Consider the following 24,652-nt stretch of genomic DNA (forward strand, 5'->3'; position numbering starts at 1 on the left):
GCTGGTCCGTCCGGAGCCCCGCGGTGGTCCGTCCGGTGCACGTGCTGTGCGGACCGCCACGATGGGAATCGCATCCGGCGATCCTTTGTTAGCCTGAGTACGGCACCGGCCCGATCCAAGCCCCCGGGCCCAACCTTCGTCGCTTCGAGCGACCACTTGCCGCGAGGCGAGCATGGCGGGTCGGTGCCACCTCTATGCGACAGGCATCAGGTCCGCGTCAGTCTCTGACGCGGACCTGATGCCGTTTTACGCCCCTTTCGAGGCTTCCGTATCGCAGAACAATATTTTCAAAATTAACCCCTGGTTACCCCGTACCGGCAGGTAGGTGCGACGATCTGAGGACAGCAACGTGGAACAGGGAAAGTAGAGGAAGTCGGCCATGGCAACGGCGCCCAGCGTCTCCTACTCGATGACCGTTCGGCTTGAGGTTCCGGCGAGCGGCACGGCCGTGAGCCAGCTGACCACCGCGGTGGAGTCCTCGGGTGGTTCGGTCACCGGCCTGGACGTGACCGCCTCCGGCCACGAGAAGCTCCGTATCGACGTCACCATCGCCGCGACCTCCACCGCGCACGCCGACGAGATCGTCGAGAAGCTGCGCGGCATCGAGGGCGTCACGCTGGGCAAGGTCTCCGACCGTACGTTCCTGATGCACCTCGGCGGCAAGATCGAGATGTCGTCCAAGCATCCGATCCGCAACCGTGACGACCTGTCCATGGTCTACACCCCCGGTGTGGCCCGGGTCTGCCAGGCGATCGCGGAGAACCCCGAGGACGCCCGCCGGCTGACGATCAAGCGCAACAGTGTCGCGGTCGTCACCGACGGCTCCGCGGTGCTGGGTCTGGGGAACATCGGCCCCATGGCCGCGCTGCCGGTGATGGAGGGCAAGGCCGCGCTGTTCAAGCGGTTCGCGGGCATCGACGCCTGGCCGCTGTGTCTGGACACCCAGGACTCCGACGAGATCGTCGCCATCGTCAAGGCCATCGCGCCGGGGTTCGCGGGCATCAACCTGGAGGACATCTCCGCGCCCCGCTGCTTCGAGATCGAGGCGAGGCTGCGTGAGGCGCTGGACATCCCGGTCTTCCACGACGACCAGCACGGCACCGCCATCGTGGTGCTCGCCGCCCTGACCAACGCGCTGCGCGTGGTGGGTAAGAAGATCGGCGATGTGCGGGTGGTGATGTCCGGGGCGGGCGCGGCCGGCACCGCCATCCTCAAGCTCCTGATCGCCGCCGGGGTCAGTCACGCGGTGGTCGCCGACATCCACGGCGTGGTGCACGCCGGCCGCACCGACCTGGTCGACGCCGACCCGGACTCCCCGCTGCGCTGGATCGCCGACAACACCAATCCCGAGGGTGTCACCGGCACCCTGAAGGAGGCCGTGCGCGGCGCTGATGTGTTCATCGGTGTCTCGGCGCCCAACGTGCTGGGCGGTCAGGACGTGGCCGCGATGGCGGACGACGCGATCGTCTTCGCGCTGGCCAACCCCGACCCCGAGGTGGACCCGGCGATCGCCCGCCAGACCGCCGCCGTGGTCGCCACCGGCCGCTCGGACTTCCCCAACCAGATCAACAACGTGCTGGTCTTCCCCGGCGTCTTCCGCGGCCTGCTCGACGCCCAGTCCCGCACCGTCGACACCGGCATGATGCTCGCCGCCGCCGGAGCGCTGGCTGACGTCGTCCACGACGAGGAACTCAACGCCAACTACATCATCCCCAGCGTCTTCAACGACAAGGTGGCCGGTGCGGTCGCCGGCGCCGTCCGGAACGCCGCCAAGGCCGTCACCGCGATCGACAACGAGCTCTGAGCCGAGCCCGTGCCGATCCGGTACGAGGTCCGGCGAGGCCCGTACCGGATCGGCACGGCGCGTCGCGCGGCGTGCGCCCGAGGCCGTCCCCATAGGGTGACGGGCAGAAAAAACCCGCCCTCACGGCGCTCTTCGTGTGACCTTCCCGGGCGCCGGATTGGCTTTCCCGCCACAGGTGGGGGCAGGATGCTCCCCCGAGGACTCCGTCCAGGGGGGACCCCCAGGGCGCGGAAAGATCAATTAGGTCAGACCCGGGTCCGGGGACTGTCCGAGGGCCCTGGCAGCATCGGCTTCGATCTCACGCCTCATTGGCAAGAAGAACACGGGAGTACAACATGAACCGCAGTGAGTTGGTGGCCGCGCTGGCCGACCGCGCCGAGGTGACGCGTAAGGACGCCGACGCCGTGCTGGCCGCGTTCGCCGAGACCGTCGGCGAGATCGTCGCCAAGGGCGACGAGAAGGTCACCATCCCCGGCTTCCTCACCTTCGAGCGCACCCACCGTGCCGCTCGCACCGCGCGCAACCCGCAGACCGGTGAGCCGATCAACATCCCGGCCGGCTACAGCGTGAAGGTCTCCGCGGGCTCCAAGCTCAAGGAAGCCGCCAAGGGCAAGTAAGCCCCGAAGCGTGAAGGGCGGTCACCCACGGGAGGGTGACCGCCCTTTGACGTGCCGGTAGCCCTTTACGGGCGCATAAGGGGGCGTGGCGGGGGCGTAGAAGCCCGTACGCGCTCCCCGGGGTATTGGAGAGCGCGTACGGGACCAAAACCGCTGTACGGGCCTTACAGGGCGTTCGGCAGTTCGACCTTCGCGCCCAGGTCCACCAGCTTGGCCATGAAGTTCTCGTAGCCGCGGTTGATCAGGTCGATGCCGTGCACCCGCGAGGTGCCCTGCGCCGCCAGTGCCGCGATGAGGTACGAGAAGCCGCCGCGCAGGTCCGGGATGACCAGGTCGGCGCCCTGGAGCTTGGTCGGTCCCGACACGACCGCCGAGTGCAGGAAGTTCCGCTGGCCGAAGCGGCAGGCCGAGCCGCCCAGGCACTCGCGGTAGAGCTGGATGTGCGCGCCCATCTGGTTGAGCGCGGAGGTGAAGCCCAGTCGCGACTCGTACACCGTCTCGTGGACGATCGACAGGCCCGCCGCCTGGGTGAGCGCAACCACCAGCGGCTGCTGCCAGTCGGTCTGGAAGCCGGGGTGCACGTCGGTCTCCAGGGCGATGGCGTTCAGGGGGCCACCCGGGTGGAAGAAGCGAATGCCCTCGTCGTCTATGTCGAAGGCGCCGCCGACCTTGCGGTAGGTGTTCAGGAAGGTCATCATCGACCGCTGCTGCGCGCCGCGGACGTAGATGTTGCCCTCGGTCGCCAGCGCCGCGCTCGCCCAGGACGCCGCCTCCAGGCGGTCCGGCAGCGCGCGGTGGTTGTAGCCGCCGAGCTTGTCGACACCCGTGATCCGGATCGTCCGGTCGGTGTCCATGGAGATGATCGCACCCATCTTCTGCAGCACGCAGATGAGGTCCTCGATCTCCGGCTCGACCGCCGCGTTGGAGAGTTCCGTCACACCCTCGGCGAGCACCGCCGTCAGCAGCACCTGCTCGGTGGAGCCGACGGACGGGTACGGCAGGCGGATCTTGCAGCCGCGCAGCCGCTGCGGGGCCTCCAGGTACTGGCCGTCGTCCCGCTTCTCGATCGTCGCGCCGAACTGCCGCAGCACGTCGAAGTGGAAGTCGATCGGCCGGCCGCCGATGTCACAGCCGCCCAGGCCCGGGATGAACGCGTGGCCGAGGCGGTGCAGCAGCGGGCCGCAGAACAGGATCGGGATCCGGGAGGAGCCCGCGTGCGCGTCGATGTCGGCGACGTTCGCGCTCTCCACGCGCGTCGGGTCCAGCACCAGCTCGCCGGGTTCGTCCCCGGGACGTACGGTCACGCCGTGCAGCTGCAGCAGCCCCCGCACCACGCGCACGTCGCGGATGTCGGGCACATTGCGCAGTCGGCTCGGCTCGCTGCCGAGCAGCGCGGCGACCATGGCCTTGGGCACGAGGTTCTTCGCGCCGCGGACCCGGATCTCGCCTTCCAGCGGGGTACCGCCGTGGACGAGGAGTACGTCATCGATGCCGGTCATCTGGTCTCGCGTTCCTGGGATGGGCAGGGGCAGAAGAAAAGGGTAATGGCCGCGAAGCCCCCCTCCGCCAGGATCGATGGCCGGAAAGGTGCCGGAGGTTGCCTGAAAGCTCCCTTTCGATACGGTGCGTACGCGGCCGGAGGCGGGCGGTGACGCGCGCCGCCGCCGCTGTCGTACGCCCCCGCCGTGCTGACGGGCGTCATCCGGTTTCCACTCCCCGCCGGGGCGGGATATGCGGGATCATGTGGCCATGACCGAGGTGTCCTCGCTCACAGGACGGCTGCTTGTCGCGACACCCGCGCTGGCGGACCCGAACTTCGACCGCGCGGTGGTGCTCCTCCTCGACCACGACGAGGAGGGCTCACTGGGGGTTGTGCTCAACCGTCCGACCCCGGTGGGAGTCGGCGACATCCTGGAGTCCTGGGCGGCGCTGGCCGGCGAACCCGGGGTGGTCTTCCAAGGCGGCCCGGTGTCCCTGGACTCCGCGCTGGGCGTGGCCGTCGTCCCAGGTGAGGCGGGTCGGGAGGACCACGGGGGCCAGCCGTCGGCGATCCTCGGCGACGGGCCGCTGGGCTGGCGGCGCGTGTACGGCGCGATCGGCCTGGTGGATCTGGAGGCCCCGCCGGAACTCCTGGCCGCCGCGCTCGGCAGCCTGCGGATCTTCGCGGGGTACGCGGGGTGGGGCCCGGGCCAGCTGGAGGAGGAACTGTCCGAGGGCGCCTGGTACGTGGTCGAGTCCGAACCCGGCGACGTCTCCTCACCGGACCCCGAGCACCTGTGGCGCTCGGTGCTGCGCCGCCAGCGCAGCGACCTGGCGATGGTGGCGACGTACCCGGACGACCCGTCGCTGAACTGAGCCGCGGCACGCCCGTGAGAGCGGGCCGCGGCGGTCGCTCCCCGCACACCGCGGGCGTGAGTACCCTTGGTCCGTATGAGCACTCTTGAGCCCGAGCGCGGGGCAGGTACGGGGACCCTCGTTGAGCCGACACCCCAGGTGTCGCACGGTGACGGCGACCACGAGCGCTTCGCCCACTACGTACAGAAGGACAAGATCATGGAGAGCGCGCTCTCCGGATCTCCGGTCGTCGCACTCTGCGGCAAGGTCTGGGTCCCGGGCCGTGACCCGAAGAAGTATCCCGTGTGCCCCATGTGCAAGGAGATCTTCGAGGGCATGGGCGTCGGCGGCGGCAACGACAAGGACGGCAAGGGCGGCGGCAAGAAGTAGCCCGCCCGCGCCCCGGTCCCGTCCGGCCCGCGGCGTCGCTCCCGTTCGCACCGCACGCGGTCGGCCCCCGCCACACTGCTCCACATGGCGGGGGCCGAACCGTGCCCGGCGGCAGTAGGGTTTCCCGGCATGAGCGGTGACGCCGTCAAGCGGGTGCGGGTGGCCTATCTGGTCTTCGGGGCGCGGGAGGTCGACGAGGCCGACGACCGGATCACGGCCTATTGCCAGTTCGAGAAGGACTGGGACGCGCAGCTGGGCAGATGCGGGCGGCTGGCCGCCGAGCGGGGGTACGAGCCGGTCGGCAGCAGTGTGTTCTCCGTGACTCAGCCGACGCTCGCCAGGGTGCTGGAGTGGGCCGACGAGCCGGGGTGCGAGGTGGTGCTCATCGCCAGCGCCCGGATCCTGCGCCGCTTCCGGGACGACTGGCCGGACTGGGGCCAGGTGGAGGCGCGGCTGGCCGCGGCGGGCGCGGTGGTGGAGGCGGCGCCGTATCCCGAACCCGCCTACCCCGGCGAGGAGTTCCCCCGCGACTAGCCCGTGGTTCCGCGCGTGTCGGGGCTGTGTACCCTTCGCTCAGCCGGGGGATCGTGACACGCGAGGCGTGCGTCCCCCTGTGCCTGAACTGAGGTATCTCGGGGGAGAACCCAATGAAACGTCCCATACGTACGTTCGCGATACTCGGCGCCGCCGTCGGCCTGGCGCTGACGACGGCGCAGTCGGCCTCGGCCACCAACTTCGGTCCGAAGGTCGCCGACAACAAGGCGCACTCGTTCTACTACGGCAAGGACCTGACGTCGGCGCAGAAGTCGGCGTTCGAGTACGCGCGCACCAAGGCGCTGGCGCCCACCGACATGACGACCAGCGTGACGACCACGTACGACCCGAAGGTCGACGTCTGGACCTACGGCACCTTCAATCCCACCGGGGACCAGGTCCGCTGGTACGCCTGGACCACCTGCCTCAAGCGGGTCGCCCCGGGCTCCGACAAGTGCGAGCAGCACTCCATCGTGGTCAACCGCAAGAAACCGCACAGCAACTACAAGGCCGTCGGGTGCCACGAGATCGGGCACAGCGTGGGCCTGCACCACCTCTCCGGCAAGAACAGCGACTACTCGTTCGCCAACCGCTCCTGCCTGCGGGCCAACCCCGACCACCTGTACTACTCGAAGCACGACAAGAACCACATCAACGGTCACTACTGAGCCGGAGAGGGAGAGCATCTGATGCGTATCCGTACGCGATTCGCTCCGGTCGCCGGCGCGGTCGCCGCTGCCGCTGCCGTCATGCTGAGCGCGGCCGCCTGCTCGTCGAGCACGCAGGAGACGAAGCAGGAGACGAAGGCCGACACCCGCGACAGCGGGTTCTGGGAGGCGCACGCGAGCGCCGCCGGTGTCGAGGTCGAACCGCCCGCGAGTGTCACCGACATCGCCGAGCGTTCGGGCCTCGTCGTCCTCGGTACGGTCTCGGGGGCCACGGAGGGCCGGGACTACAGCGAGCAGGGCAAGCCGCCGAACCGCACGTCCAACATCGCCGTCAACGTCGAGCGGTCGAGCGACGCGGGGGTCAAGCGGGCCGTGGTGGAGTTCACCCGGCACCCCGGCGACGACCTGTCCGACGTCGTGAACGACCTGCCCAAGGGGACTTACGTCTTCTACCTCAGCCCCTGGTACGAGGGCCCGGACGGCCCGGTCTACCGCTGCGCCTCGGCCGCCGGCTGTGTGGTCGGCGTGGAGAACGGCGCCCTGAAGACGCCCCGCGACCCGGAGGCGGCCCGGGAACTCGGCCCCGCCGCCAAGGCGCGGCCCCGGACGGCCGTGGCGGACGAGCCGCTGACGGTGGAGGACGTCTTCGCCAAGAGCGCGGCAGCGGTCCCGGGCTCGTAGTCTCCCCGCGCCGGGCGGGCTTCCCGGGCGTCCCCGAGCCCGTCCGGCGCTCTCGTGCCTTGACCTCAACCTTGGTTGAACTTCTACGGTCTTCGCATGGACATCAAGGAATACGCCCAAGAGGAACTGGCCGCGCAGCCCATCGGCTACTGGAGCGCCGAGGCCAGCCGTGCCGTCGTGGGGAGCCTCCGCGCGCAGCTGGCCGTGGAACAGCTCACCCAGCCGCACTGGTGGACGCTCAACCACGTCGCGGGCGCACCCGGTACGTGGAGCCGCGCCGCGCTCGCCGAGAAGCTGGTCCGCTTCGACGACCTCGGCATCGACTTCGGCGGGGTCTTCGACGACCTGGTCGCGCGCGGATGGATGACGGAGGAGGGCGGGACCCTCACACTGACCGAGGCCGGAGAGGCGGGGCGGCTGCGCGCCAGGGAGCGCAACGTGCGGGTGCACGAGCAGATGCACCAGGGCATCGCCACGGAGGAGTACGTGGCGGCGCTCAACGTCCTGCGTCGCATGATCGCCAACCTGGGCGGGGACAGCGACCTCCCGTAGTCGCACGGGATTCTCAGGAGATTCACAGACAAGGCAAAGAAGGCTCTCAGGTCGCCGCCCGAAGGTGAGGAGCATGAAGGCGACCTTGCCCCGTGGGCGTTCCGAGCTGCTGCGACCCGACGGGAGCCCTGTCCGGGTACTGGTGGTGGACGACGAGTCGGCACTCGCCGACCTGCTGTCGATGGCGTTGCGCTACGAGGGCTGGGACGCCGCCACCGCGGGCGACGGGGCCGACGCCGTCCGGACCGCCCGCGAGTTCCGCCCGGACGCCGTCATCCTGGACATCATGCTGCCCGACATGGACGGGCTGGCCGTACTGGGGCGGTTGCGCGCCGAGCTGCCCGACATCCCGGTGCTCTTCCTCACCGCGAAGGACGCGGTCGAGGACCGGATCGCAGGGCTGACGGCGGGCGGCGACGACTACGTCACCAAGCCGTTCAGCCTGGAGGAGGTCGTGGCCCGGGTGCGCGGTCTGCTGCGCCGCTCGGGCGCCGCGGCCGCGCGCGGCGAGTCGCTCCTGACCGTGGGCGACCTGGTCCTGGACGAGGACAGCCACGAGGTGTCGCGGGCCGGCCGGGAGATCCACCTCACCGCGACCGAGTTCGAGCTGCTGCGCTATCTGATGCGCAACCCGCGTCGCGTGCTCAGCAAGGCGCAGATCCTCGACCGCGTCTGGTCGTACGACTTCGGCGGCCAGGCCAACGTCGTCGAGCTGTACATCTCCTACCTGCGCCGGAAGATCGACGCCGGGCGCAGCCTCATGATCCACACCCGGCGCGGAGCCGGGTACCTGATCAAGCCGGGGGAGTAGGCGCCGTGGCGCACCCGATCCCGCGGCCCGGCCGTGCGGCGGCGCCCCCGCCTCGCCCGCCCCGCTCCCCGCGCGTGCAGCGCGGCAAAGGGCTGCGCTGGTCGCTCCGTACCCGCCTCGTCGTCTCGTCCGTCGTGCTGATCGGGGTCGTCTGCGCCGTGATCGGCTCGGTCACGGCCATCGCCCTGCACTCCTACCTCCAGGGGCAGGTGGACGACGACCTGCGGACGGCCGTCGTCGGCGCCCAGGGTGGGCCGAACCGCGACGGGGCGAACCGCAGCGACATGAACTTCGTCGCGCGGCCCGGTCAGCTTGTGGGCACGGTCGGCGCCCGCCTGTCGCCCGGTGGCGCGATCATCGACGCCAAGAAGCTCAACGACGCGGCCCCCGGCCCCACCTTCAACCCCTCGGAACAGCTGGACGCCCTGACCGGCGCCCAGCGGGAGGCACTCGGGTCGGTCCCGCTGGACGGTGCCGTGCACACCCTCGACCTGCCCGGCCTCGGGAGCTACCGCGCCCAAGTCGGCCAGGACGGCACGCTCCTCCTCGCGTACCCGCTGTACGAGGTGGAGGACACCGTCAACACCCTGATCTTCGTAGAGGTCTGCGTCGCCGGCGCCGGGCTGGTCGCCGCGGCCATCGCGGGTGCCGCGACGGTCACCGTCGCCCTGCGCCCACTGCGCCGCGTCGCCGCGACCGCCGCCCGCGTCTCCGAACTCCCGCTGCACAGCGGCGAAGTGGCCCTCCACGAGCGCGTACCGCAGGCGGAGGCCGACGCGCGTACCGAGGTCGGCCAGGTCGGCTCGGCCCTCAACCGCATGCTCGGGCACGTCGGTTCGGCGCTCGCCGCCCGCCAGGAGAGCGAGACGCGGGTGCGCCAGTTCGTCGCCGACGCCAGCCACGAGCTGCGGACGCCGCTCGCCTCGATCCGCGGCTACGCCGAACTGACCAGGCGCGGGCGCGAGGAGATCGGCCCGGAGACCCGGTACGCCCTGGGCCGGGTCGAGTCCGAGGCGGCGAGGATGACCGGCCTGGTCGAGGACCTGCTGCTGCTCGCCCGGCTGGACGCCGGCCGCCCGCTCTCGCGCGCGGAAGTCGATCTCTCACCCCTGGTGGTCGACGCCGTCAGCGACGCGCGGGCGGCCGGGCCCGACCACAAGTGGCGCCTGGAGCTGCCCGACGACCCCGCGACGGTGTCCGGCGACGACGCGCGGCTGCGCCAGGTCCTGGTCAACCTCCTCGCCAACGCCCGTACGCACACCCCGCCCGGGACGACGGTCACCGCGCGCGTGCTGCGGCAGGCCCCGTATGGCGCGTCGTCCACCTCGCGTGCCCCGTATGGCGCGTCGTCCACCGCGCGTCCCCCGTACGGCGCGTCGTCCACCTTGCGTCCCCCGTACGGGCAGTACGCCCCCGGCGCCTCGCTGGAGATCCAGGACGACGGCCCCGGCATCCCACCCGACCTGCTCCCGCATGTGTTCGAGCGCTTCGCCCGCGGCGACGCCTCCCGCTCGCGGGCCGCCGGATCCACCGGTCTGGGCCTGGCGATCGTGGCCGCGGTGGTGGCGGCGCACGGCGGCCGGGTGACCGTCGACAGCGCGCCCGGCCGCACCGTCTTCGCTGTTCACCTGCCCGGGACGCACTCACAGACGCACTCACAGGCGGGGCACAGGCCGACCACACAGCCATGACAGCGCCGCCGCCGAGTCTCGACCCATGCGAACCGAGACCCCTCTCGCGGCACCGCCCGGGACCCCACCGCAGACCCTGCCCGCACGGGAGCACGTGACGGTCGGCCGGCGCGAGCCGGTGCTCGATGTCGTGATCCCCGTCTACAACGAGGAAACCGACCTCGAACCGTGCGTGCGCCGCCTGCACGACCACCTCGTCCGCACCTTCCCGTACCCCTTCCGGATCACCATCGCGGACAACGCCAGCACGGACCGCACCCCCGAGGTCGCCGCCCGACTGGACGTCCAGGTCCCGGAGGTCACGGCGGTCCGGCTGGAGCAGAAGGGCCGCGGGCGTGCGCTGCGTACCGTGTGGTCGCTGTCGGACGCGCCCGTTCTCGCCTACATGGACGTCGACTTGTCGACTGACCTGAACGCGCTGCTGCCGCTGGTCGCCCCGCTCATCTCCGGCCACTCCGACCTGGCGATCGGCTCCCGCCTCTCGCGCGGTTCGCGGGTCGTCCGAGGCCCGAAGCGGGAGTTCGTCTCGCGGGCGTACAACCTGATCCTGCGCGGCTCGCTCGCCGCCCGCTTCTCCGACGCGCAGTGCGGGTTCAAGGCGATCCGGAAGGACGTCGCGGAGCGGCTGCTGCCGATGGTCGAGGACACCGGCTGGTTCTTCGACACCGAGATGCTGGTGCTCGCCGAGCGGGCCGGGCTCCGCATCCACGAGGTGCCCGTCGACTGGGTCGACGACCCGAACAGCACAGTCCACATCGTCAGGACGGCGACCGACGACCTGAAGGGGGTGTGGCGGGTGGGGCGCGCGCTGGTCACCGGCGGGCTGCCGCTGGACCGGCTGCGCCGCCCCTTCGGCGACGATCCGCGGGATCGCGAACTGTCCGGTGTGCCGGGCGGCTTGCCCCGCCAGCTGGTCGGGTTCTGTGTGGTCGGCGCCCTGAGCACCCTGTGCTACCTGCTGCTGTACTCCCTGTTCCGGATGGGTACGGGACCGCAGGCCGCCAACGCGCTGGCGCTGCTGCTGTCCACGTTCGGCAACACCGCCGCCAACCGGAGGCTCACCTTCGGGGTACGCGGCCGCGACCGCGCCGTACGCCACCAGGCCCAGGGCCTGGTCGTGTTCGGCATCGGCCTCGCGCTGACCAGCGGCTCCCTCGCCGCGCTCGGCGCGGCCGCGGGCGCCCCGAGCCACGGCACCGAACTGACCGTCCTGATCGCGGCCAACCTCGCCGCGACCGTCCTGCGCTTCCTGCTCTTCCGGGCGTGGGTCTTCCCCGCGGAGACGGCTTCCGAAGGCGCCGTCGCCCACCGCCCCGCCTCCCACGACAACCACTGAGGATCACCCGATGACCACGTACGACATCGCGGACGCGCGCCCGGCACGGGACGTGCCCCCGGCGCGGGACCTGGCGCGGGACCCGGCCTGGGCGCGCCCGGCACTGTGGGCGCTGCTGGCCGCCACCGCCGTGCTCTACCTGTGGAGCCTGGGGGCGTCCGGCTACGCGAACCAGTTCTACTCGGCCGCCGTCCAGGCGGGCGGCGAGAGCTGGAAGGCGTTCTTCTTCGGCTCGTCGGACGCCGCGAACTCCATCACCGTCGACAAGCCCCCGGCCGCACTGTGGCCGATGGCCCTGTCGGTACGGATCTTCGGGCTCGGCTCGTGGGCGATCCTCGTCCCCGAGGCGCTGATGGGCGTGGCCACGGTGGGCGTGCTGTACGCGGCCGTCCGGCGCCGGTTCGGCCCGGCCGCCGGACTGATCGCGGGCGCCACGCTCGCGGTCACGCCGGTCGCGGCGCTGATGTTCCGCTTCAACAACCCCGACGCGCTGCTGTGCCTGCTCATGGTCACCGCTGTCTACCTCGTGCTGCGCGCGCTGGAGGACGGCCGTACGAAGTGGCTGGTGCTGGCGGGCGCCGCGTTCGGCCTCGGCTTTCTGACCAAGACGCTCCAGGCGTGGCTGATCCTGCCGCCGCTCGCGCTCGTGTACGCGGTGTGCGGCCCGCCCAGGCTGGGCCGGCGGATCGGGCAGCTGCTGCTGGGCGGGCTGGCGATGGTCGTCTCCGGCGGCTGGTGGGTCGCGATCGTCGAACTGTGGCCGGAGTCCTCGCGCCCGTACATCGGCGGCTCGCAGAACAACAGCTTCCTTGAACTGACCTTCGGCTACAACGGACTTGGCCGCCTCAACGGCGAGGAGACCGGCAGCGTCGGTGGCGGTGGCGGCGGTGGCGGTGGCCAGGGCGGCGGCCGATGGGGCGAGACCGGCATCACCCGGCTGTTCGACGGCAACATCGGCGGTCAGATCGCCTGGCTGCTGCCCGCCGCCCTCGTCCTGCTGCTGGCCGGGCTGTGGCTGACCTGGCGGGCGAAGCGCACGGACGTGCGGCGCGGGGCGTTCCTGGTGTGGGGCGGCGCGCTGCTGGTCACCTGGGTGACGTTCAGCTTCATGTCCGGGATCTTCCACGAGTACTACACCGTCGCGCTCGCGCCCTACATCGCGGCGCTCGTGGGCATGGGCGCGACGGCGCTGTGGGAGCGGCGCGCGGAGGGCGGCAACGCCGGTGCCACGGCGTCGGTGCTCCTCGCCGCCACGGTCGCGGGCACCGCGTGGTGGTCGTACGAGCTGCTGGGCCGCGCCGCCGACTGGCACCCGTGGCTGCGCCAGGCGGTACTGGTGGGCGGTCTGGTGGCCGCGGCCGGTTTGCTGGCGGCGGCGAAGGCAGGCCGCGCGCTGGCGCTGGCCGCGTCCGGCCTGGGGCTGGCGGCCGCGCTGGCCGGGCCGGTCGCGTACACGCTCACCACGGTCGACACCCCGCACGGCGGCTCGATCGTCACGGCGGGCCCGGCGGTGGCGGGTGGCATTGGCGGTCCGGGCGGCGGTGGGCCGGGGGCCGGTCCTGGGGGTGGTCCGGGCGGATTCCCGGGTGGCGGCAAGGGCGGCCCGAACGGGTCCAACGGTGCCCCGAACGGCGCATCCAACGGTGCCCCCAACGGCGCTCCGAATGGCGTTCCGAACGGCGGCCCGCCCGGAACGCAGGGCGGCAACCAGCAGGGCCAGTCGCCGCAGCAGGGCAACCGTCCCGGCGGCACGGGCGACGGTGGCGGTCGCGGCGGCGGCATGGGCGGTCTGCTCAACGGCCAGCAGGTCAGCGGCGAGGTGAAGGCGAAGCTGGAGCAGAACTCCGGCGATTACACCTGGGTCGCCGCGGCCATCGGCTCGCAGAACGCCGCCAGTTACCAGCTGGCCACCGAGGACCCGGTGATGGCCATCGGCGGCTTCAACGGCAGCGACCCGTCCCCGACCCTCGCCCAGTTCAAGGAGCATGTGCAGCAGGGCAAGATCCACTACTTCATCGCGTCCGGCGGGATGGGCGGCGGCATGGGCGAAGGCCCCGGCGGCGACAACGGCGGTGGCCCCGGTGGCGGCAACGGCACCTCCTCCCGGATCACGTCCTGGATCGAGGACACCTTCAAGAAGGTCACGGTGGACGGCACGACCCTCTACGACCTCACCCGGAAGGCGTCGTAACCGCCGACGCCGAGATGGTGCCGCGCCCGGCCGGAGCCGGGCGCGGCACCGCCGCTCAGCGGCAGCTTGCCGGGAGCTTGGGGAAGTCGATGATGCCCGGCTTGTGGCCGCCGCCCTCCAAGTTGACCAGGAGCTTGGGCTGTGCGCTGTCGGCGTTGAGGATCTCCCCCTGGAAGCCGGCGGACTCGGGGAGCTTGGAGTGCTGGCGGTCGAGCCAGCCGGTGAGCTGGATGTGGTCGATCCCGTCCTTGAAGGAGGCGAACGGGCCGACGTCGGTGTTGAGCATGACCGCCACGGTGCCCCCGCCGAGCTTGACCTCCTTGCTCACCACGCAGGTGCCGACCGGCAGCACCGGCCCCTGGCCGCCACCGCCGCGCTGGGTGACGGGCTCTCCGACGGCGATGGCGGAGGCGGTGGCGGCCGGGACCATGACGGCTCCGAGGAGGGCGGCGGAGGCGACGGCGGCGCGCAGCGCACTGCGTCGAGACATAAGGGACTCCTTGTGAAAAATGCCGAAAGTTAGCGAATCACCCGTCATTTGTGCGTGTGTCGGGCTGCCCTGGGAGATGATCACCGGATCGGCCGAGTTCCCGGGGCGCCGAGGATGACCGATTCACGGCGGCGTGGCCGAAAGCAGCCAGCTCCCACGGGTCGTGCGCGCTGAAGACGGTGACCTCTTCCGGATGGTCGCGGCGGAGGTCGCGCAGTCGGTCGCGGGTGGCCACGCGGGCCGCGGCGTCGGTCTGCGCGCCCTGCTGGACCGGGTCGAGAGCGGGGTGGGAAAGGGGCGGGGTGTGCTCGATCTCGCCGTGGTGGAAGTACGCGTCGCCCGCGTGCAGCAGCCACCTTCCGTCGTCGTCGCGTACGGCGACACCCGCGTGTCCCGCCGAGTGACCGGGCAGCGGCACCAGCAGCAGCTCGCACGCCAGCCCCTGCGGGCGCGCCACGCCCGGGAAGCCGAACCACCTTGTACGGTCGTCCGCGGACGCGGGCGTCAGCAGCGGGCCGTGCGCCCGGTGGGCCGGCATGAAGCGGTCGAGGCTGTGCCGGTGGTGCGGTGCCGCGGGGTCGGTGACGGCCCGGTACTCGTCGGGGTGCACGTGCACCCGTGCGTGAGGGAAGTCCGGCAGCCCTCCCGTGTGGTCGCGGTGCAGGTGGGTGAGCACGATGTGCCGCACGTCCTGCGGCGCGTACCCGAGGCGGACGACCTGCCGCAGCGCGCTCTCGCCGGGGTCCAGCGCGGGCTGGGCGTAGGCCACCCAGTCCGCGCCCAGTGTCGTGTCGGGGTGCCGCAGGTCGGCGCTGCCGAGGCCGGTGTCGACCAGGATCAGCCCGTCCGAGGCGGTCTCTATGAGCAGGCAATGGCAGACGATGGCCAGTTCGCGGTTCGCGGTGCCTGCCGCGAGCTGTCGGCCGAGCGGTGGAATCTTCCGGAGAGAACCGCAGTTGAGGTGGTGGATGCGCATGAGACCCCCTGGAGGGAAGCGGGCGGGTCGTTCGTGACGGGACGTTAGGAGGGGGTTTCGTGACTCACCAAACGGTTGGACATGCACCGCCGGGTGACCGGGGCGGCCCGCTGGCGGACTGTCCGGAGAGCGCCCTCGTTCCGCCGGGCCGCGAACCCAGCTGTCCCGTCGACATCACCCTCGCCACGCTGGGGGGCCGATGGACGCCGCTGGTGCTCCGTGAGTTCCTGCGCCGTGGTCAGGCCACATACTCCGAGCTGTCCGCCGCCCTGCCCGTCCTCTCGGACAAGGTCCTCTCCGACCGGCTGGCCCAGTTGACCGGCGCGGGCGTCATCGAGCGCCATCGCACCCCCGGCTGGCCACCACGGGTTCGCTACGTCCTGACCCCGCAGGGCCGGGAGCTTGAGCCGGTGATGCGCAGCATGTGGGAGTGGGGCGCGGCGCGGCGGACCGCCCCTTAGCCTGCTCCTGTGCCAGCACCTGACGCCCGTTTCGCGCGCGGGAGCCCCCGGACGCGGCCGGGCACGGCAGCATGGCCGCATGACGGATACGGACCAGGGCCCGGACCTCATCCCCGCGCCGCTCCACGTCGGTCGCTGGGGCGACGGTGGGTTCGCGCTCGACAGCGACACCGTGCTCACCGCCGGCACCGGGACCGGCAGTGCGGAGCACTGGCTGCGGTCGGTGCTCGGCGCGGCCACCGGGCTGCCGTTGCGGCCCGGCAGGCCCGGTCCCCGGCTCCGGGCAGCGGCGAACTCCGTTGAGCTGCGCATCGATCACAGGCTGCCGCCCGAGGCGTACCGGATCATCGTTCGCGACGGGCGGGCGCTGGTCAGCGGCGGGGACCCCGCCGGGCTCTTCTGGGCGGCCCAGACGCTCCGCCAGATGCTCGGGCCGGACGCGTTCCGGCGGGCGCCGGTGCGGCGGGACGCGCGGTGGGAGCTGCCCGGGTGCGATGTCCAGGACCGGCCCCGGTTCCGCTGGCGCGGCCTGCTACTCGATGTCGCACGGCACTTCATGCCCAAGGACGGCGTACTGCGCTACCTCGACCTGCTCGCCGCGCACAAGCTCAACGTGCTCCATCTGCATCTCACCGACGACCAGGGCTGGCGCGTCGAGATCAAGCGGTATCCGAGGCTGACGGAGGTGGGGGCCCGGCGGGCGCGGACCAAGGTCGGGCACCGTGCCTCACCGCTGTGGGACGAGCGGCCGCACGGGGGCTACTACACCCAGGACGACCTCCGCGAGATCGTCGCGTACGCCGCCGAGCGGCATATCACCGTCGTACCGGAGATCGACATCCCCGGGCACTCGCAGGCCGCCATCGCCGCGTACCCGGAGTTGGGCAACACCGACGTCATCGACACCGCCTCCCTCGACGTCTGGACCACCTGGGGCGTCTCGACCAACGTACTCGCCCCCACTGACACCACCCTGCGCTTCTACGAGGGGGTGCTGGAGGAAGTGCTCGGACTCTTCCCGTCCGCCTTCGTCCACATCGGCGGCGACGAGTGCCCCAAGGAGCAGTGGCGCGCCTCCCCGGCCGCGCAGGCGCGGATCAGGGAGCTGGGGCTGGCCGGCGAGGACGAGCTCCAGAGCTGGTTCATCCGGCACTTCGGCCGGTGGCTCGCCGAACGCGGCCGACGGCTCATCGGATGGGACGAGATCCTGGAAGGGGCGACGGCCAGCGGTCTGGCCGAAGGCGCCGCCGTGGCGTCCTGGCGCGGCTACGCCGGCGGTGTCGCGGCGGCGCGATCCGGCCATGACGTCGTCATGTGCCCGCAGCAACACGTCTACTTCGACCACCGGCAGGCGCCCGGCGACGACGAGCCCGTCCCCATCGGCTATGTCCGCACGCTGGAGGACGTGTACCGCTTCGAGCCGGTCCCGCCGGAGTTGACCGCGGCCGAGGCCGCCCATGTGCTCGGAGCGCAGGCCAACGTCTGGACCGAGGTGCTGGAGAGCCCGCAGCGCGTGGACTACCAGACCTTCCCGCGGCTTGCCGCGTTCGCCGAGACCGTGTGGTCCCCGCTGCCCCGCCCGGCCTCGCGGGACGTCACCGGCTTCCTGGAGCGCATGGGGGCGCACTACGCGCGGTTGGAGGCGCTCGGAGTCGATTACCGGCCGCCGGACGGCCCGCGCCCCTGGCAGCGGCGGCCGGGGGTGCTCGGACGCCCGATCGACGGATCACCCCCGATCGTGTGAGCCGGGCGCGGAAGCCGCTCGCCGTGCGGTGCGCCCTGCGACGGTTGTCCACTATGCGAAGTCACAAGCCGCTCAAGGGTCCCCGAAATGTGGCAATCGGTGCGTGATGCCGGAGGTGGGTCAATGCGGACCATCGTCCTGGTCGGGGGCGGATACCCGCTTCATGGACCCTCGCGACGTCGGGCTCCGAAGATGTGCCAGAGTTGCCACGTCCGGGCCGTCAGCACGTACCGTACGGCGGAACAGGCCGGGACAACCGGGGAAGGGGCAGCGGTTGACCACGCACGCACCGCAGGCGGGGCACACGGTGACGTTGCCGGGCTCGCTCGACGAGGCCGTGGCGGCGCTCACCGCCATGCCCGCCGCCGTGCCCGTCGCGGGCGGAACCGATCTCATGGCAGCGGTCAACTCCGGTCTGCTGCGGCCCGCGGGGCTCGTGGGGCTGGGGCGGATCAGCGAGATCAGGGGCTGGCAGTACCAGGACGGACACGCGCTGCTGGGCGCCGGTCTCACCCACGCCCGGATGGGCCGCCCGGACTTCGCCGCGCTGATCCCCGCGCTGGCCGCCGCCGCGCGCGCCGCGGGGCCGCCGCAGATCCGCAACGCGGGCACGCTCGGCGGCAACATCGTCAGCGCCGCCCCCACCGGTGACGCACTGCCCGTACTCGCCGCGCTCGACGCCGTGCTCGTCGTCTTCGGGCCGAAGGGCCCGACCAAGGGCGGGACCGATGCCGCGGCCGGAGCCGGAGCCGGGAGCGGATCCGCGGCCGGATCCGGAGTCGCCGGGGCCTCGGCGGCCACCCGCGAGATCCCCGTCGGCCACCTCCTCGCCGGCGTCGAGATGCTGCGCCCCGGCGAAATCGTCGGCTTCGTCCGCGTACCGCTGCTGCACGCCCCCCAGTCCTTCCTGAAGGCCACCGGGCGCACCGGGCCCGGCCGCGCCACCGCCTCCGTCGCCGTCGTACTCGACCCGGCCCGGCGCCATGTGCGCTGCGCCGTGGGCGCGGTGGCGCCGATGCCGCTGCGCCCGCTGGACGCCGAGGCGTGGGTGGCCTCGCTGATCGACTGGGACGGCGACCGCGGCCTGGACCCGCAGGTGTGCACGGCCTTCGGCGAGTACGTCGCCGCCGCCTGCATCCCCGACCCGGCACCGCCGCAGGACGGCGGGGAACCGGTGACCCTGCCACCCGCCGCGCTGCACCTGAGGCGTACCGTGGCAGCCCTGGCCCGCCGAGCACTGGGGAGGGCACTCGCGTGAGTGACGAACAGCGGCCGCAGCAGCCCGCGTCCGGGGGCGGCTGGGAGCCGATCCCGCGTGGTCCCGAGTACGACGCGGAGGGCACGGCCTTCGTGCAGCTTCCCCCCGAGCTCATGGACCCGGCCGCCGGTGCCGGCGGTTGGGACCCGCTGGCCGCGCCCGGCACCGGGTACACCCCGCCGCCCCTGACCCCCGGCGCGTCGCCGTCGGCGACCCCCGCACACGGCGGGTCATGGCAGCAGGCGCAGGCACACGGCCAGTTCTCCGGCCAGCCCTACGGCGAGCACGGCGACGTCCAGGGGTACGGCGGGCAGGACCCGGCCGCGACCTCCGCACCGACCGCGGACCCGGCCGCCACCGGGCACTGGACCCTGCCCGGGAACACGGGCATGCCCGGGGGCACCGCCATGCCCGGGAACACGGCCTCCGGTTCGTGGCCGGTGCCCGGCGTCGGTCAGGAGCGGGCCGACGACACGGGGGAGTACGCGACCGGCGGCCTCCCCGGACCGCACACGACCGCGCAGTGGCCGATGCCCGCCGACGGCGGCACCGTGCAGACCGGGCAGTGGTCGATCCCCGCCGCCGGTGACGACGGCCCGGACGAGACCGGTGAGTACGCGGTCGGCGGCGCCCCCGCCACCGGCCAGTGGCCCGTGCCCGGCGCGTCCGGGACCGGCCAGTGGCCCCTCCCGGACGGCGGTACCGCCGCCGGTTCCGCCAGTCATACCGGTCATGCCGATCACACCGATTCCGCCGGTGCCACCGGGGACGGGACCGGGCAGGGCGGCACGGGTACGTACGCGCTGGGCGACCAGCTCACCGCGCCGCGCGGCCGCGCACCCCGGAACACCGGGCACGCGCCGGGTGACGCGCACTCCACCCGGGGCGGCCACGACGCACACGACACGCACGACGCGCAGGGCTCGCACGCGGCGCACCGTCCGCATGGCGCGCGCGATCCGCACGGCCCCCACGACCCGCACCGGACCGGCCAGTGGTCGGTGCCGTTCGGGACCGCTCCGGGCGGTGGCCCGGGACAGACCGGCCAGTGGTCCATCCCGGCCGCAGGGGACGACGGTCTGGAGGAGTCCGGCGAATACGTGGTCGCCGAGCACCCCGGCCCGGCCACCCCGCCGCCCGGTTTCCGCCTGCCCGGCACCACCGGCGGCCAGGGTGACCGCTACGACGGCGGGTTCGCGGCGGATGGCCGCCCCGCCGACCCCTACCAGGACCAGCACACCGCCGCCGCGGGCCCGGCCTCCGGCGCCGCTCTGCCGCACGCCGTCCCCGGCCAGGCGCACGGCGGCTACGCGGACGACGCCGGCTACGCCGACGAGGGCTACCCGGACGGCCGCTACGCGGAGGGGAGTCCGGCGGCGGGCCCCGGCGCCCTCGGCACCGGCACCGCTCCCGCCGGAGCGGGCGAGCCGGACACGGCGGACCACACGGACGTCCACCGCCACCCGGACGGCCGGGACCACACCGACGGCACGGCGGGCCCGGACCGCCCCGGTGCGCGGGGAGCGACCGGTGCGCCGACGGGCGCTCCGGCTCCGTACGCCATGGACGGCGCGGACCCGGGCCGGGCCACGGTCCCCGGCCCGCGCCGACCGGTCGGCCCCCACGCGGACGCCGCCCACGGCGACGGCACGGGCACCGGCACCGGAAGCGAGGCCACCGACCACGCCGCCGCGGCCGACGGCTCCTCCGGACTCCTCCCCCAGCGCGGCCTCCCCCAGACTCCTCCCCCAGCGCGGCCGCTGGGAGGTGCCCCCGGGCGGTACCCCCAGGAGGCGCCCCCAGGAGGCACCCCCGGCGGTCGCGGCGCGGGCGGCTCGCGGGGCCGGAACGCCACGCACACGCCGGGACCGGTCCCGGCGGCGGGCGGCGCCTACCCGGCGGACGGCCCCGGCCCCGGCACGGGCCAGGACACCGCCGGACACGGGGACGCACCGCAGGACGGCGGCGACGGCCCCGCGCGGGCGCGCGACGCGATGCCCGGCGCGGAAGCCGGGCCGTACGCGGACGGCGCCGCACACACGGAAGGGACGGACGGCTCCGGCAGCGCGGACGGCCCCGGCGCCGCGGGTGCCGGTGCGGCCCGCGAAGACGCGGACGGCACAGCCCGGCCCGCTCCGGACGCTGGGCGCGCCTCCCGGACCGGGGGATCGGCGGCGGGCAGGACGGGGCGCGGACGCGCCCGCGGCGGCTCGCGGAACCAGGCCGCCATGGACCAGGCCGCCATGGATCAAGCAGCCATGGACCAAGCCGTCACGGACACCGCCGGGCAGGCCCCCGCGGCCGATGGCGCCCATCCGGTGGACGTCACCGACCACGCCGCTCCGGCCGACGGCGCGCACCCTGGGGGTTCCCGGACACAGTCCGGGGGCGCCATGGGGAGCGGGCCCGCGCGCGGGCGCGGCTCTGCCCGCTCGCGCGGCCGGGACACCGCGGACGCCGCCGGGCCGGCGACGGCCGCGGGCGGTGCCGACCAGGGCGACGGCGCGGCCGAGTACGGAGACGGTGTGCCCGCTGGGGGTACGTCCCAGCCGGAGCCGGGGGCACCGGCGTCCGGCGGGTCCGCGCGCGGGCGCGGCTCACGGGGCCCGGACACCGCGGACGCGGCCGGGCCGGTGCCCGCCGCGAGCGGCGCGCGCCGTGCGGACGGCACCGGCGGGGATCGCGCCGGGGACCCGGGCACTCCTCCGGACGCCGAGGCGACGCCCCCGGCGGACGGCCCCGGCATCGGCCGGGACACCGCAGGACGCTCCGGCTCTCCGGCCGACGGCGCGCCCGGTCGCGCGGACGGCGCGGGTCAGGACGGCGCGGCGGATCGGGGCACCACGGACGCGGCCGAGCCGGCGGACGCCGAGGGCGGCGCCCGCCCGGCCGACGACGGCGGCCAGGATGCCGCCGGGGACCCGGGCGCACGGCGCGGCGAGGCCGCCGACGGAGGGCCGGACGGGGACGAGGCCGCCCCCGGACCGGTCCACAGCGAGCACCCGCACGCCTCGTACGTGTTGACCGTCAACGGCACCGACCGGCCCGTCACCGACGCATGGATCGGCGAGTCGCTGCTGTACGTGCTGCGCGAGCGGCTCGGGCTCGCCGGGGCCAAGGACGGCTGCTCCCAGGGTGAGTGCGGCGCCTGCTCCGTGCAGGTCGACGGGCGGCTCGTCGCCTCCTGCCTCGTGCCCGCCGCCACCGCCGCGGGCTGCGAGGTCCGTACGGTCGAGGGACTGGCGGCCGCCGACGGGCAGCCCTCCGACGTCCAGCGCGCCCTGGCCGCGTCCGGCGCCGTCCAGTGCGGCTTCTGCGTACCCGGCCTCGCGATGACCGTGCACGACCTGCTCGAAGGCAACCACGCCCCAAGCGAGTCGGAGACCCGGAAGGCGATCTGCGGCAACCTGTGCCGCTGCTCCGGCTACCGGGGTGTCCTCGACGCGGTCCGCGACGTCATCGCGGAACGGGAGGCGGCGGCGCAGGCCGCGACCGAACCCGGGGCGGAGCCCGCGGCGGCGGAGCCCGGCCCGGACGGCCGCACGCCGGACCGCGCCCCGGCCCCCGACCCGTCCGCGGCGGTCATCCCGCAGCAGGCGGGCCCGTACGACGGCGCCGGCTTCAACGGCCACGGCGGCCACCCCGGTCCCGGCGGCGCATACGGCGACGACGCGAGCGGCGGCGCATACGGCGGCAACGGCCACAACGGCAGCAACGGCCACAACGGCAGCAACGGCACGGGAGGGTCGATCGCATGACCGGAATCGCGGACGGCGTCGGCGCCGCCACGGCCATCGCCGCCGCCACCAGCGCCACCACCGCCCCGCCTGCGCCGTCCACCATGGGCCTCGGCGTGTCCCTGGCCGCCACGGACACCGCCGCCAAGGCGTCCGGCACCTTTCCGTACGCGGCCGACCTCTGGGCCGAGGGGCTGCTGTGGGCCGCCGTGCTCCGCTCCCCGCACCCGCACGCCCGCATCCTCTCCATCGACACCGCTCAGGCCGCCGCGATGCCCGGCGTACGGGCCGTGGTGACCCACGCCGACGTACCCGGCGACGCCGCGCACGGCCGCCGGATCGCCGACCGTCCCGTCTTCGCCAAGGACCTGGTCCGGCACCACGGCGAGCCGATCGCCGCCGTCGCCGCCGACCATCCGGACACCGCCCGGCTGGCCGCCGCCGCCATCGCCGTCGAGTACGAGGTGCTGGAGCCGGTCACCGACCCCGAGCAGGCGTTCGCCGCCGAGCCGCTGCACCCCGACGGCAACCTGGTCCGGCACATCCCGCTGCGCTTCGGCGACCCCGAGGCGACCGGCGACGTCGTCGTCGAGGGGCTGTACCGCATCGGGCGACAGGACCCGGCACCCATCGGCGCCGAGGCCGGCCTCGCCGTGCCCCGGCCCGACGGCGGCGTGGAGCTCTACACCGCCTCCACCGACCCGCACACCGACCGCGACCTGGCCGCCGCCTGCTACGGCCTGGAGCCGGACCGGGTCAAGGTCGTCGTCACCGGCGTACCCGGCGCGATGGGGGACCGCGAGGACCCGGGGACACAGCTGCCGCTGGGGCTGCTCGCGCTGAGGACCGGCCGCCCGGTGAAGCTCGCCGCGACCCGCGAGGAGTCCTTCCTCGGCCACCCGCACCGCCACCCCACCCTGCTGCGCTACCGGCACCACGCCGACGCCGAGGGCAAGCTGGTCAAGGTCGAGGCGCAGATCCTGCTGGATGCCGGTGCCTACGCCGACTCCTCCGCGGACGCGCTGGCCGCCGCCGTCTCCTTCGCCTGCGGCCCGTACGTCGTCCCGCACGCGTTCATCGAGGGCTGGGCGGTACGCACCAACAACCCGCCGTCGGGCCATGTGCGCGGCGAGGGCGCGATGCAGGTGTGCGCCGCCTACGAGGGCCAGATGGACAAGCTCGCCGCCAAGCTCGGCCTGGACCCGGCCGAACTGCGGATGCGCAACGCCATGGCCACCGGCGACCTGCTGCCCACCGGCCAGACCGTCACCTGCCCCGCGCCCGTCGCCGAACTGCTGCGCGCGGTACGGGACGAACCGCTGCCCGCCCTGCCCAAGGACGAGCCCGGCGAGGACTGGCTGCTGCCCGGCGGCCCCGAGGGCGCGGGCGACCCGGACGCGGTGCGGCGCGGCGTCGGCTACGCGCTCGGCATGGTGCACATGCTCGGCGCGGAGGGCGCCGACGAGGTCTCCACCGCCACGGTCAAGGTCAGCGGCTCGGTGGCCACCGTCATCTGCGCCGCGGTGGAGACCGGCCAGGGCTTCTCCACCCTCGCCCGGCAGATCGTGCAGGAGGTCCTCGGCATCGAGGAGGTGCACGTCGCCTCCGTCGACACCGACCAGCCCCCGGCCGGGCCCGCCGCGCGCGGCCGCCACACCTGGGTCTCGGGCGGCGCCGTCGAGCGTGCCGCGAAGATGGTCCGCACCCAGCTGCTCCAGCCGCTGGCCCACAAGTTCGGCATGTCCACCGAGCTGCTGAGCATCGCCGAGGGCAAGATCACGTCGTACGACGGGGTGCTCAGCACCACCGTGGACGAGGCCTTCGCGGGCAAGGAGCTGTGGGCGACGGCCCAGTGCCGGCCGCACCCCACCGAGCCGCTGGACGAGGCCGGGCAGGGCGACGCGTTCGTCGGCATGGCGTTCTGCGCCGTCCGGGCGGTCGTGGACGTCGACATCGAACTCGGCCTGGTCCGGGTGGTCGACATGACGGTGGCCCAGGACGTGGGCCGGGTGCTCAACCCGCGCCAGCTCAACGCCCGGATCGAGGCGGGCGTGACCCAGGGCATCGGCGCGGCGCTCACCGAGAACCTGCGCACCTCGCGCGGGGTCGTCCGGCACCCGGACCTGACCAGCTATGCCCTGCCGACCGCCGTCGACGTCCCAGACATCCGGATCGTGAAGCTGGTGGAGGAGCGGGACGTCGTCGCCCCGTTCGGCGCGAAGGCGGTCAGCGCGGTGCCCGTGGTGACCTCTCCGGCGGCCGTCGCGGCGGCCGTCCGCGCGGCCACCGGACGCCCCGTCAACCGGCTGCCGATCCGCCCCCAGGCGGCCGTGGGGGCCGAGTACCGGCGCTGATCAACGGGGCTCCGCCCCGGGCC

The 24,652-nt window shown here is 73.5% G+C and carries 20 protein-coding genes; 17 read left to right on the forward strand and 3 right to left on the reverse strand.

Annotated elements, in window-relative coordinates; translation table 11 throughout:
• The first annotated feature begins 379 nt into the window (after window positions 1-379).
• Both ACQUSR_RS21090 and ACQUSR_RS21095 read left to right on the forward strand, forming a co-directional pair.
• Window positions 380-1,804 (forward strand): NAD-dependent malic enzyme, encoded by a 1,425-nt coding sequence (locus ACQUSR_RS21090; RefSeq protein ID WP_431044144.1) that lies wholly within the window; start codon window positions 380-382, stop codon window positions 1,802-1,804.
• 335 nt (window positions 1,805-2,139) lie between these two features.
• Window positions 2,140-2,421 (forward strand): HU family DNA-binding protein, encoded by a 282-nt coding sequence (locus ACQUSR_RS21095; RefSeq protein WP_016645140.1) that lies wholly within the window; start codon window positions 2,140-2,142, stop codon window positions 2,419-2,421.
• Window positions 2,422-2,585: 164 nt separating this feature from the next.
• Here the strand turns inward: ACQUSR_RS21095 and murA are convergent, their stop codons facing one another.
• A complete protein-coding gene (gene murA, locus ACQUSR_RS21100; RefSeq protein ID WP_431044145.1) occupies window positions 2,586-3,920 on the reverse strand; it encodes a UDP-N-acetylglucosamine 1-carboxyvinyltransferase in 1,335 nt (444 codons plus the stop codon).
• 250 nt (window positions 3,921-4,170) lie between these two features.
• Here murA and ACQUSR_RS21105 point away from each other — a divergent pair, with 250 nt between their 5' ends.
• The 10 genes from ACQUSR_RS21105 (at window position 4,171) to ACQUSR_RS21150 (ending at window position 13,609) form a co-directional block, all read left to right on the forward strand.
• Window positions 4,171-4,776 (forward strand): YqgE/AlgH family protein, encoded by a 606-nt coding sequence (locus ACQUSR_RS21105; protein ID WP_431044146.1) that lies wholly within the window; start codon window positions 4,171-4,173, stop codon window positions 4,774-4,776.
• A 75-nt stretch (window positions 4,777-4,851) separates the two neighbouring features.
• Entirely contained in the window at window positions 4,852-5,145 is a 294-nt protein-coding gene (locus tag ACQUSR_RS21110) for a DUF3039 domain-containing protein (protein ID WP_304462018.1), read from the forward strand.
• A 129-nt stretch (window positions 5,146-5,274) separates the two neighbouring features.
• Window positions 5,275-5,679 carry a hypothetical protein gene (locus ACQUSR_RS21115; RefSeq protein WP_431044147.1) on the forward strand — a complete coding sequence of 135 codons (405 nt, stop codon included), beginning with the start codon at window positions 5,275-5,277 and terminating at the stop codon, window positions 5,677-5,679.
• 113 nt (window positions 5,680-5,792) lie between these two features.
• Complete coding sequence (locus tag ACQUSR_RS21120) at window positions 5,793-6,347, forward strand: hypothetical protein (RefSeq protein ID WP_431044148.1); 555 nt, start codon at window positions 5,793-5,795, stop codon at window positions 6,345-6,347.
• Between the two features lie 21 nt (window positions 6,348-6,368).
• Window positions 6,369-7,028, forward strand: a complete 660-nt coding sequence (locus ACQUSR_RS21125; RefSeq protein ID WP_431044149.1) for a hypothetical protein — start codon at window positions 6,369-6,371, stop codon at window positions 7,026-7,028.
• A gap of 96 nt (window positions 7,029-7,124) precedes the next feature.
• Window positions 7,125-7,580: a MarR family winged helix-turn-helix transcriptional regulator gene (locus ACQUSR_RS21130; RefSeq protein WP_431044150.1), complete on the forward strand. Its 456-nt coding sequence runs from the start codon at window positions 7,125-7,127 to the stop codon at window positions 7,578-7,580.
• Window positions 7,581-7,653: 73 nt separating this feature from the next.
• Window positions 7,654-8,391, forward strand: a complete 738-nt coding sequence (locus ACQUSR_RS21135; RefSeq protein WP_431044151.1) for a response regulator transcription factor — start codon at window positions 7,654-7,656, stop codon at window positions 8,389-8,391.
• A gap of 74 nt (window positions 8,392-8,465) precedes the next feature.
• Entirely contained in the window at window positions 8,466-10,082 is a 1,617-nt protein-coding gene (locus ACQUSR_RS21140) for a HAMP domain-containing sensor histidine kinase (RefSeq protein ID WP_431047750.1), read from the forward strand.
• Window positions 10,083-10,107: 25 nt separating this feature from the next.
• Window positions 10,108-11,418 (forward strand): glycosyltransferase, encoded by a 1,311-nt coding sequence (locus tag ACQUSR_RS21145; RefSeq protein ID WP_431044152.1) that lies wholly within the window; start codon window positions 10,108-10,110, stop codon window positions 11,416-11,418.
• A gap of 10 nt (window positions 11,419-11,428) precedes the next feature.
• Window positions 11,429-13,609 (forward strand): ArnT family glycosyltransferase, encoded by a 2,181-nt coding sequence (locus tag ACQUSR_RS21150; RefSeq protein WP_431044153.1) that lies wholly within the window; start codon window positions 11,429-11,431, stop codon window positions 13,607-13,609.
• 55 nt (window positions 13,610-13,664) lie between these two features.
• Here ACQUSR_RS21150 and ACQUSR_RS21155 read toward each other — a convergent pair whose 3' ends face one another.
• Both ACQUSR_RS21155 and ACQUSR_RS21160 read right to left on the reverse strand, forming a co-directional pair.
• Window positions 13,665-14,099, reverse strand: coding sequence for a hypothetical protein (locus ACQUSR_RS21155; protein ID WP_431044154.1), 435 nt, complete (start codon window positions 14,097-14,099; stop codon window positions 13,665-13,667).
• Window positions 14,100-14,136: 37 nt separating this feature from the next.
• Entirely contained in the window at window positions 14,137-15,075 is a 939-nt protein-coding gene (locus ACQUSR_RS21160) for an MBL fold metallo-hydrolase (protein WP_431044155.1), read from the reverse strand.
• A 59-nt stretch (window positions 15,076-15,134) separates the two neighbouring features.
• On the opposite strand from ACQUSR_RS21160, the gene ACQUSR_RS21165 reads away from it, so the two are divergent.
• The 5 genes from ACQUSR_RS21165 to ACQUSR_RS21185 all read left to right on the forward strand — a co-directional run bounded on the left by ACQUSR_RS21165 (window position 15,135) and on the right by ACQUSR_RS21185 (window position 24,629).
• On the forward strand, window positions 15,135-15,536 hold the full coding sequence (locus tag ACQUSR_RS21165) for a winged helix-turn-helix transcriptional regulator (protein WP_431044156.1): 402 nt from the start codon (window positions 15,135-15,137) through the stop codon (window positions 15,534-15,536).
• 79 nt (window positions 15,537-15,615) lie between these two features.
• The gene (locus ACQUSR_RS21170; protein WP_431044157.1) at window positions 15,616-17,280 is read left to right on the forward strand and encodes a beta-N-acetylhexosaminidase; all 1,665 of its coding nucleotides are present in this window, start codon (window positions 15,616-15,618) and stop codon (window positions 17,278-17,280) included.
• Between the two features lie 274 nt (window positions 17,281-17,554).
• On the forward strand, window positions 17,555-18,538 hold the full coding sequence (locus ACQUSR_RS21175; RefSeq protein WP_431044158.1) for an FAD binding domain-containing protein: 984 nt from the start codon (window positions 17,555-17,557) through the stop codon (window positions 18,536-18,538).
• Window positions 18,535-22,296: a 2Fe-2S iron-sulfur cluster-binding protein gene (locus ACQUSR_RS21180; RefSeq protein WP_431044159.1), complete on the forward strand. Its 3,762-nt coding sequence runs from the start codon at window positions 18,535-18,537 to the stop codon at window positions 22,294-22,296. Before ACQUSR_RS21175 ends, ACQUSR_RS21180 begins: the two co-directional genes overlap by 4 nt.
• Window positions 22,293-24,629, forward strand: coding sequence for a xanthine dehydrogenase family protein molybdopterin-binding subunit (locus tag ACQUSR_RS21185; protein WP_431044160.1), 2,337 nt, complete (start codon window positions 22,293-22,295; stop codon window positions 24,627-24,629). Before ACQUSR_RS21180 ends, ACQUSR_RS21185 begins: the two co-directional genes overlap by 4 nt.
• Window positions 24,630-24,652 lie beyond the last annotated feature (23 nt).

It is taken from the genome of Streptomyces sp. P1-3 (assembly GCF_050613155.1).
In the GTDB taxonomy this organism is placed as follows: Bacteria; Actinomycetota; Actinomycetes; order Streptomycetales; family Streptomycetaceae; genus Streptomyces.

Bases quoted from the DNA above. Each gene is read 5' to 3' on its own strand.
- ACQUSR_RS21185 (WP_431044160.1), top strand. From the start codon at position 22,293: ATGACCGGAATCGCGGACGGCGTCGGCGCCGCCACGGCCATCGCCGCC.
- ACQUSR_RS21145 (WP_431044152.1), top strand. From the start codon at position 10,108: ATGCGAACCGAGACCCCTCTCGCGGCACCGCCCGGGACCCCACCGCAG.
- ACQUSR_RS21125 (WP_431044149.1), top strand. From the start codon at position 6,369: ATGCGTATCCGTACGCGATTCGCTCCGGTCGCCGGCGCGGTCGCCGCT.
- ACQUSR_RS21135 (WP_431044151.1), top strand. From the start codon at position 7,654: ATGAAGGCGACCTTGCCCCGTGGGCGTTCCGAGCTGCTGCGACCCGAC.
- ACQUSR_RS21120 (WP_431044148.1), top strand. From the start codon at position 5,793: ATGAAACGTCCCATACGTACGTTCGCGATACTCGGCGCCGCCGTCGGC.
- ACQUSR_RS21115 (WP_431044147.1), top strand. From the start codon at position 5,275: ATGAGCGGTGACGCCGTCAAGCGGGTGCGGGTGGCCTATCTGGTCTTC.
- ACQUSR_RS21090 (WP_431044144.1), top strand. From the start codon at position 380: ATGGCAACGGCGCCCAGCGTCTCCTACTCGATGACCGTTCGGCTTGAG.
- ACQUSR_RS21095 (WP_016645140.1), top strand. From the start codon at position 2,140: ATGAACCGCAGTGAGTTGGTGGCCGCGCTGGCCGACCGCGCCGAGGTG.
- ACQUSR_RS21110 (WP_304462018.1), top strand. From the start codon at position 4,852: ATGAGCACTCTTGAGCCCGAGCGCGGGGCAGGTACGGGGACCCTCGTT.
- ACQUSR_RS21170 (WP_431044157.1), top strand. From the start codon at position 15,616: ATGACGGATACGGACCAGGGCCCGGACCTCATCCCCGCGCCGCTCCAC.
- ACQUSR_RS21155 (WP_431044154.1), bottom strand. From the start codon at position 14,099: ATGTCTCGACGCAGTGCGCTGCGCGCCGCCGTCGCCTCCGCCGCCCTC.
- ACQUSR_RS21150 (WP_431044153.1), top strand. From the start codon at position 11,429: ATGACCACGTACGACATCGCGGACGCGCGCCCGGCACGGGACGTGCCC.
- murA (WP_431044145.1), bottom strand. From the start codon at position 3,920: ATGACCGGCATCGATGACGTACTCCTCGTCCACGGCGGTACCCCGCTG.
- ACQUSR_RS21160 (WP_431044155.1), bottom strand. From the start codon at position 15,075: ATGCGCATCCACCACCTCAACTGCGGTTCTCTCCGGAAGATTCCACCG.
- ACQUSR_RS21105 (WP_431044146.1), top strand. From the start codon at position 4,171: ATGACCGAGGTGTCCTCGCTCACAGGACGGCTGCTTGTCGCGACACCC.
- ACQUSR_RS21130 (WP_431044150.1), top strand. From the start codon at position 7,125: ATGGACATCAAGGAATACGCCCAAGAGGAACTGGCCGCGCAGCCCATC.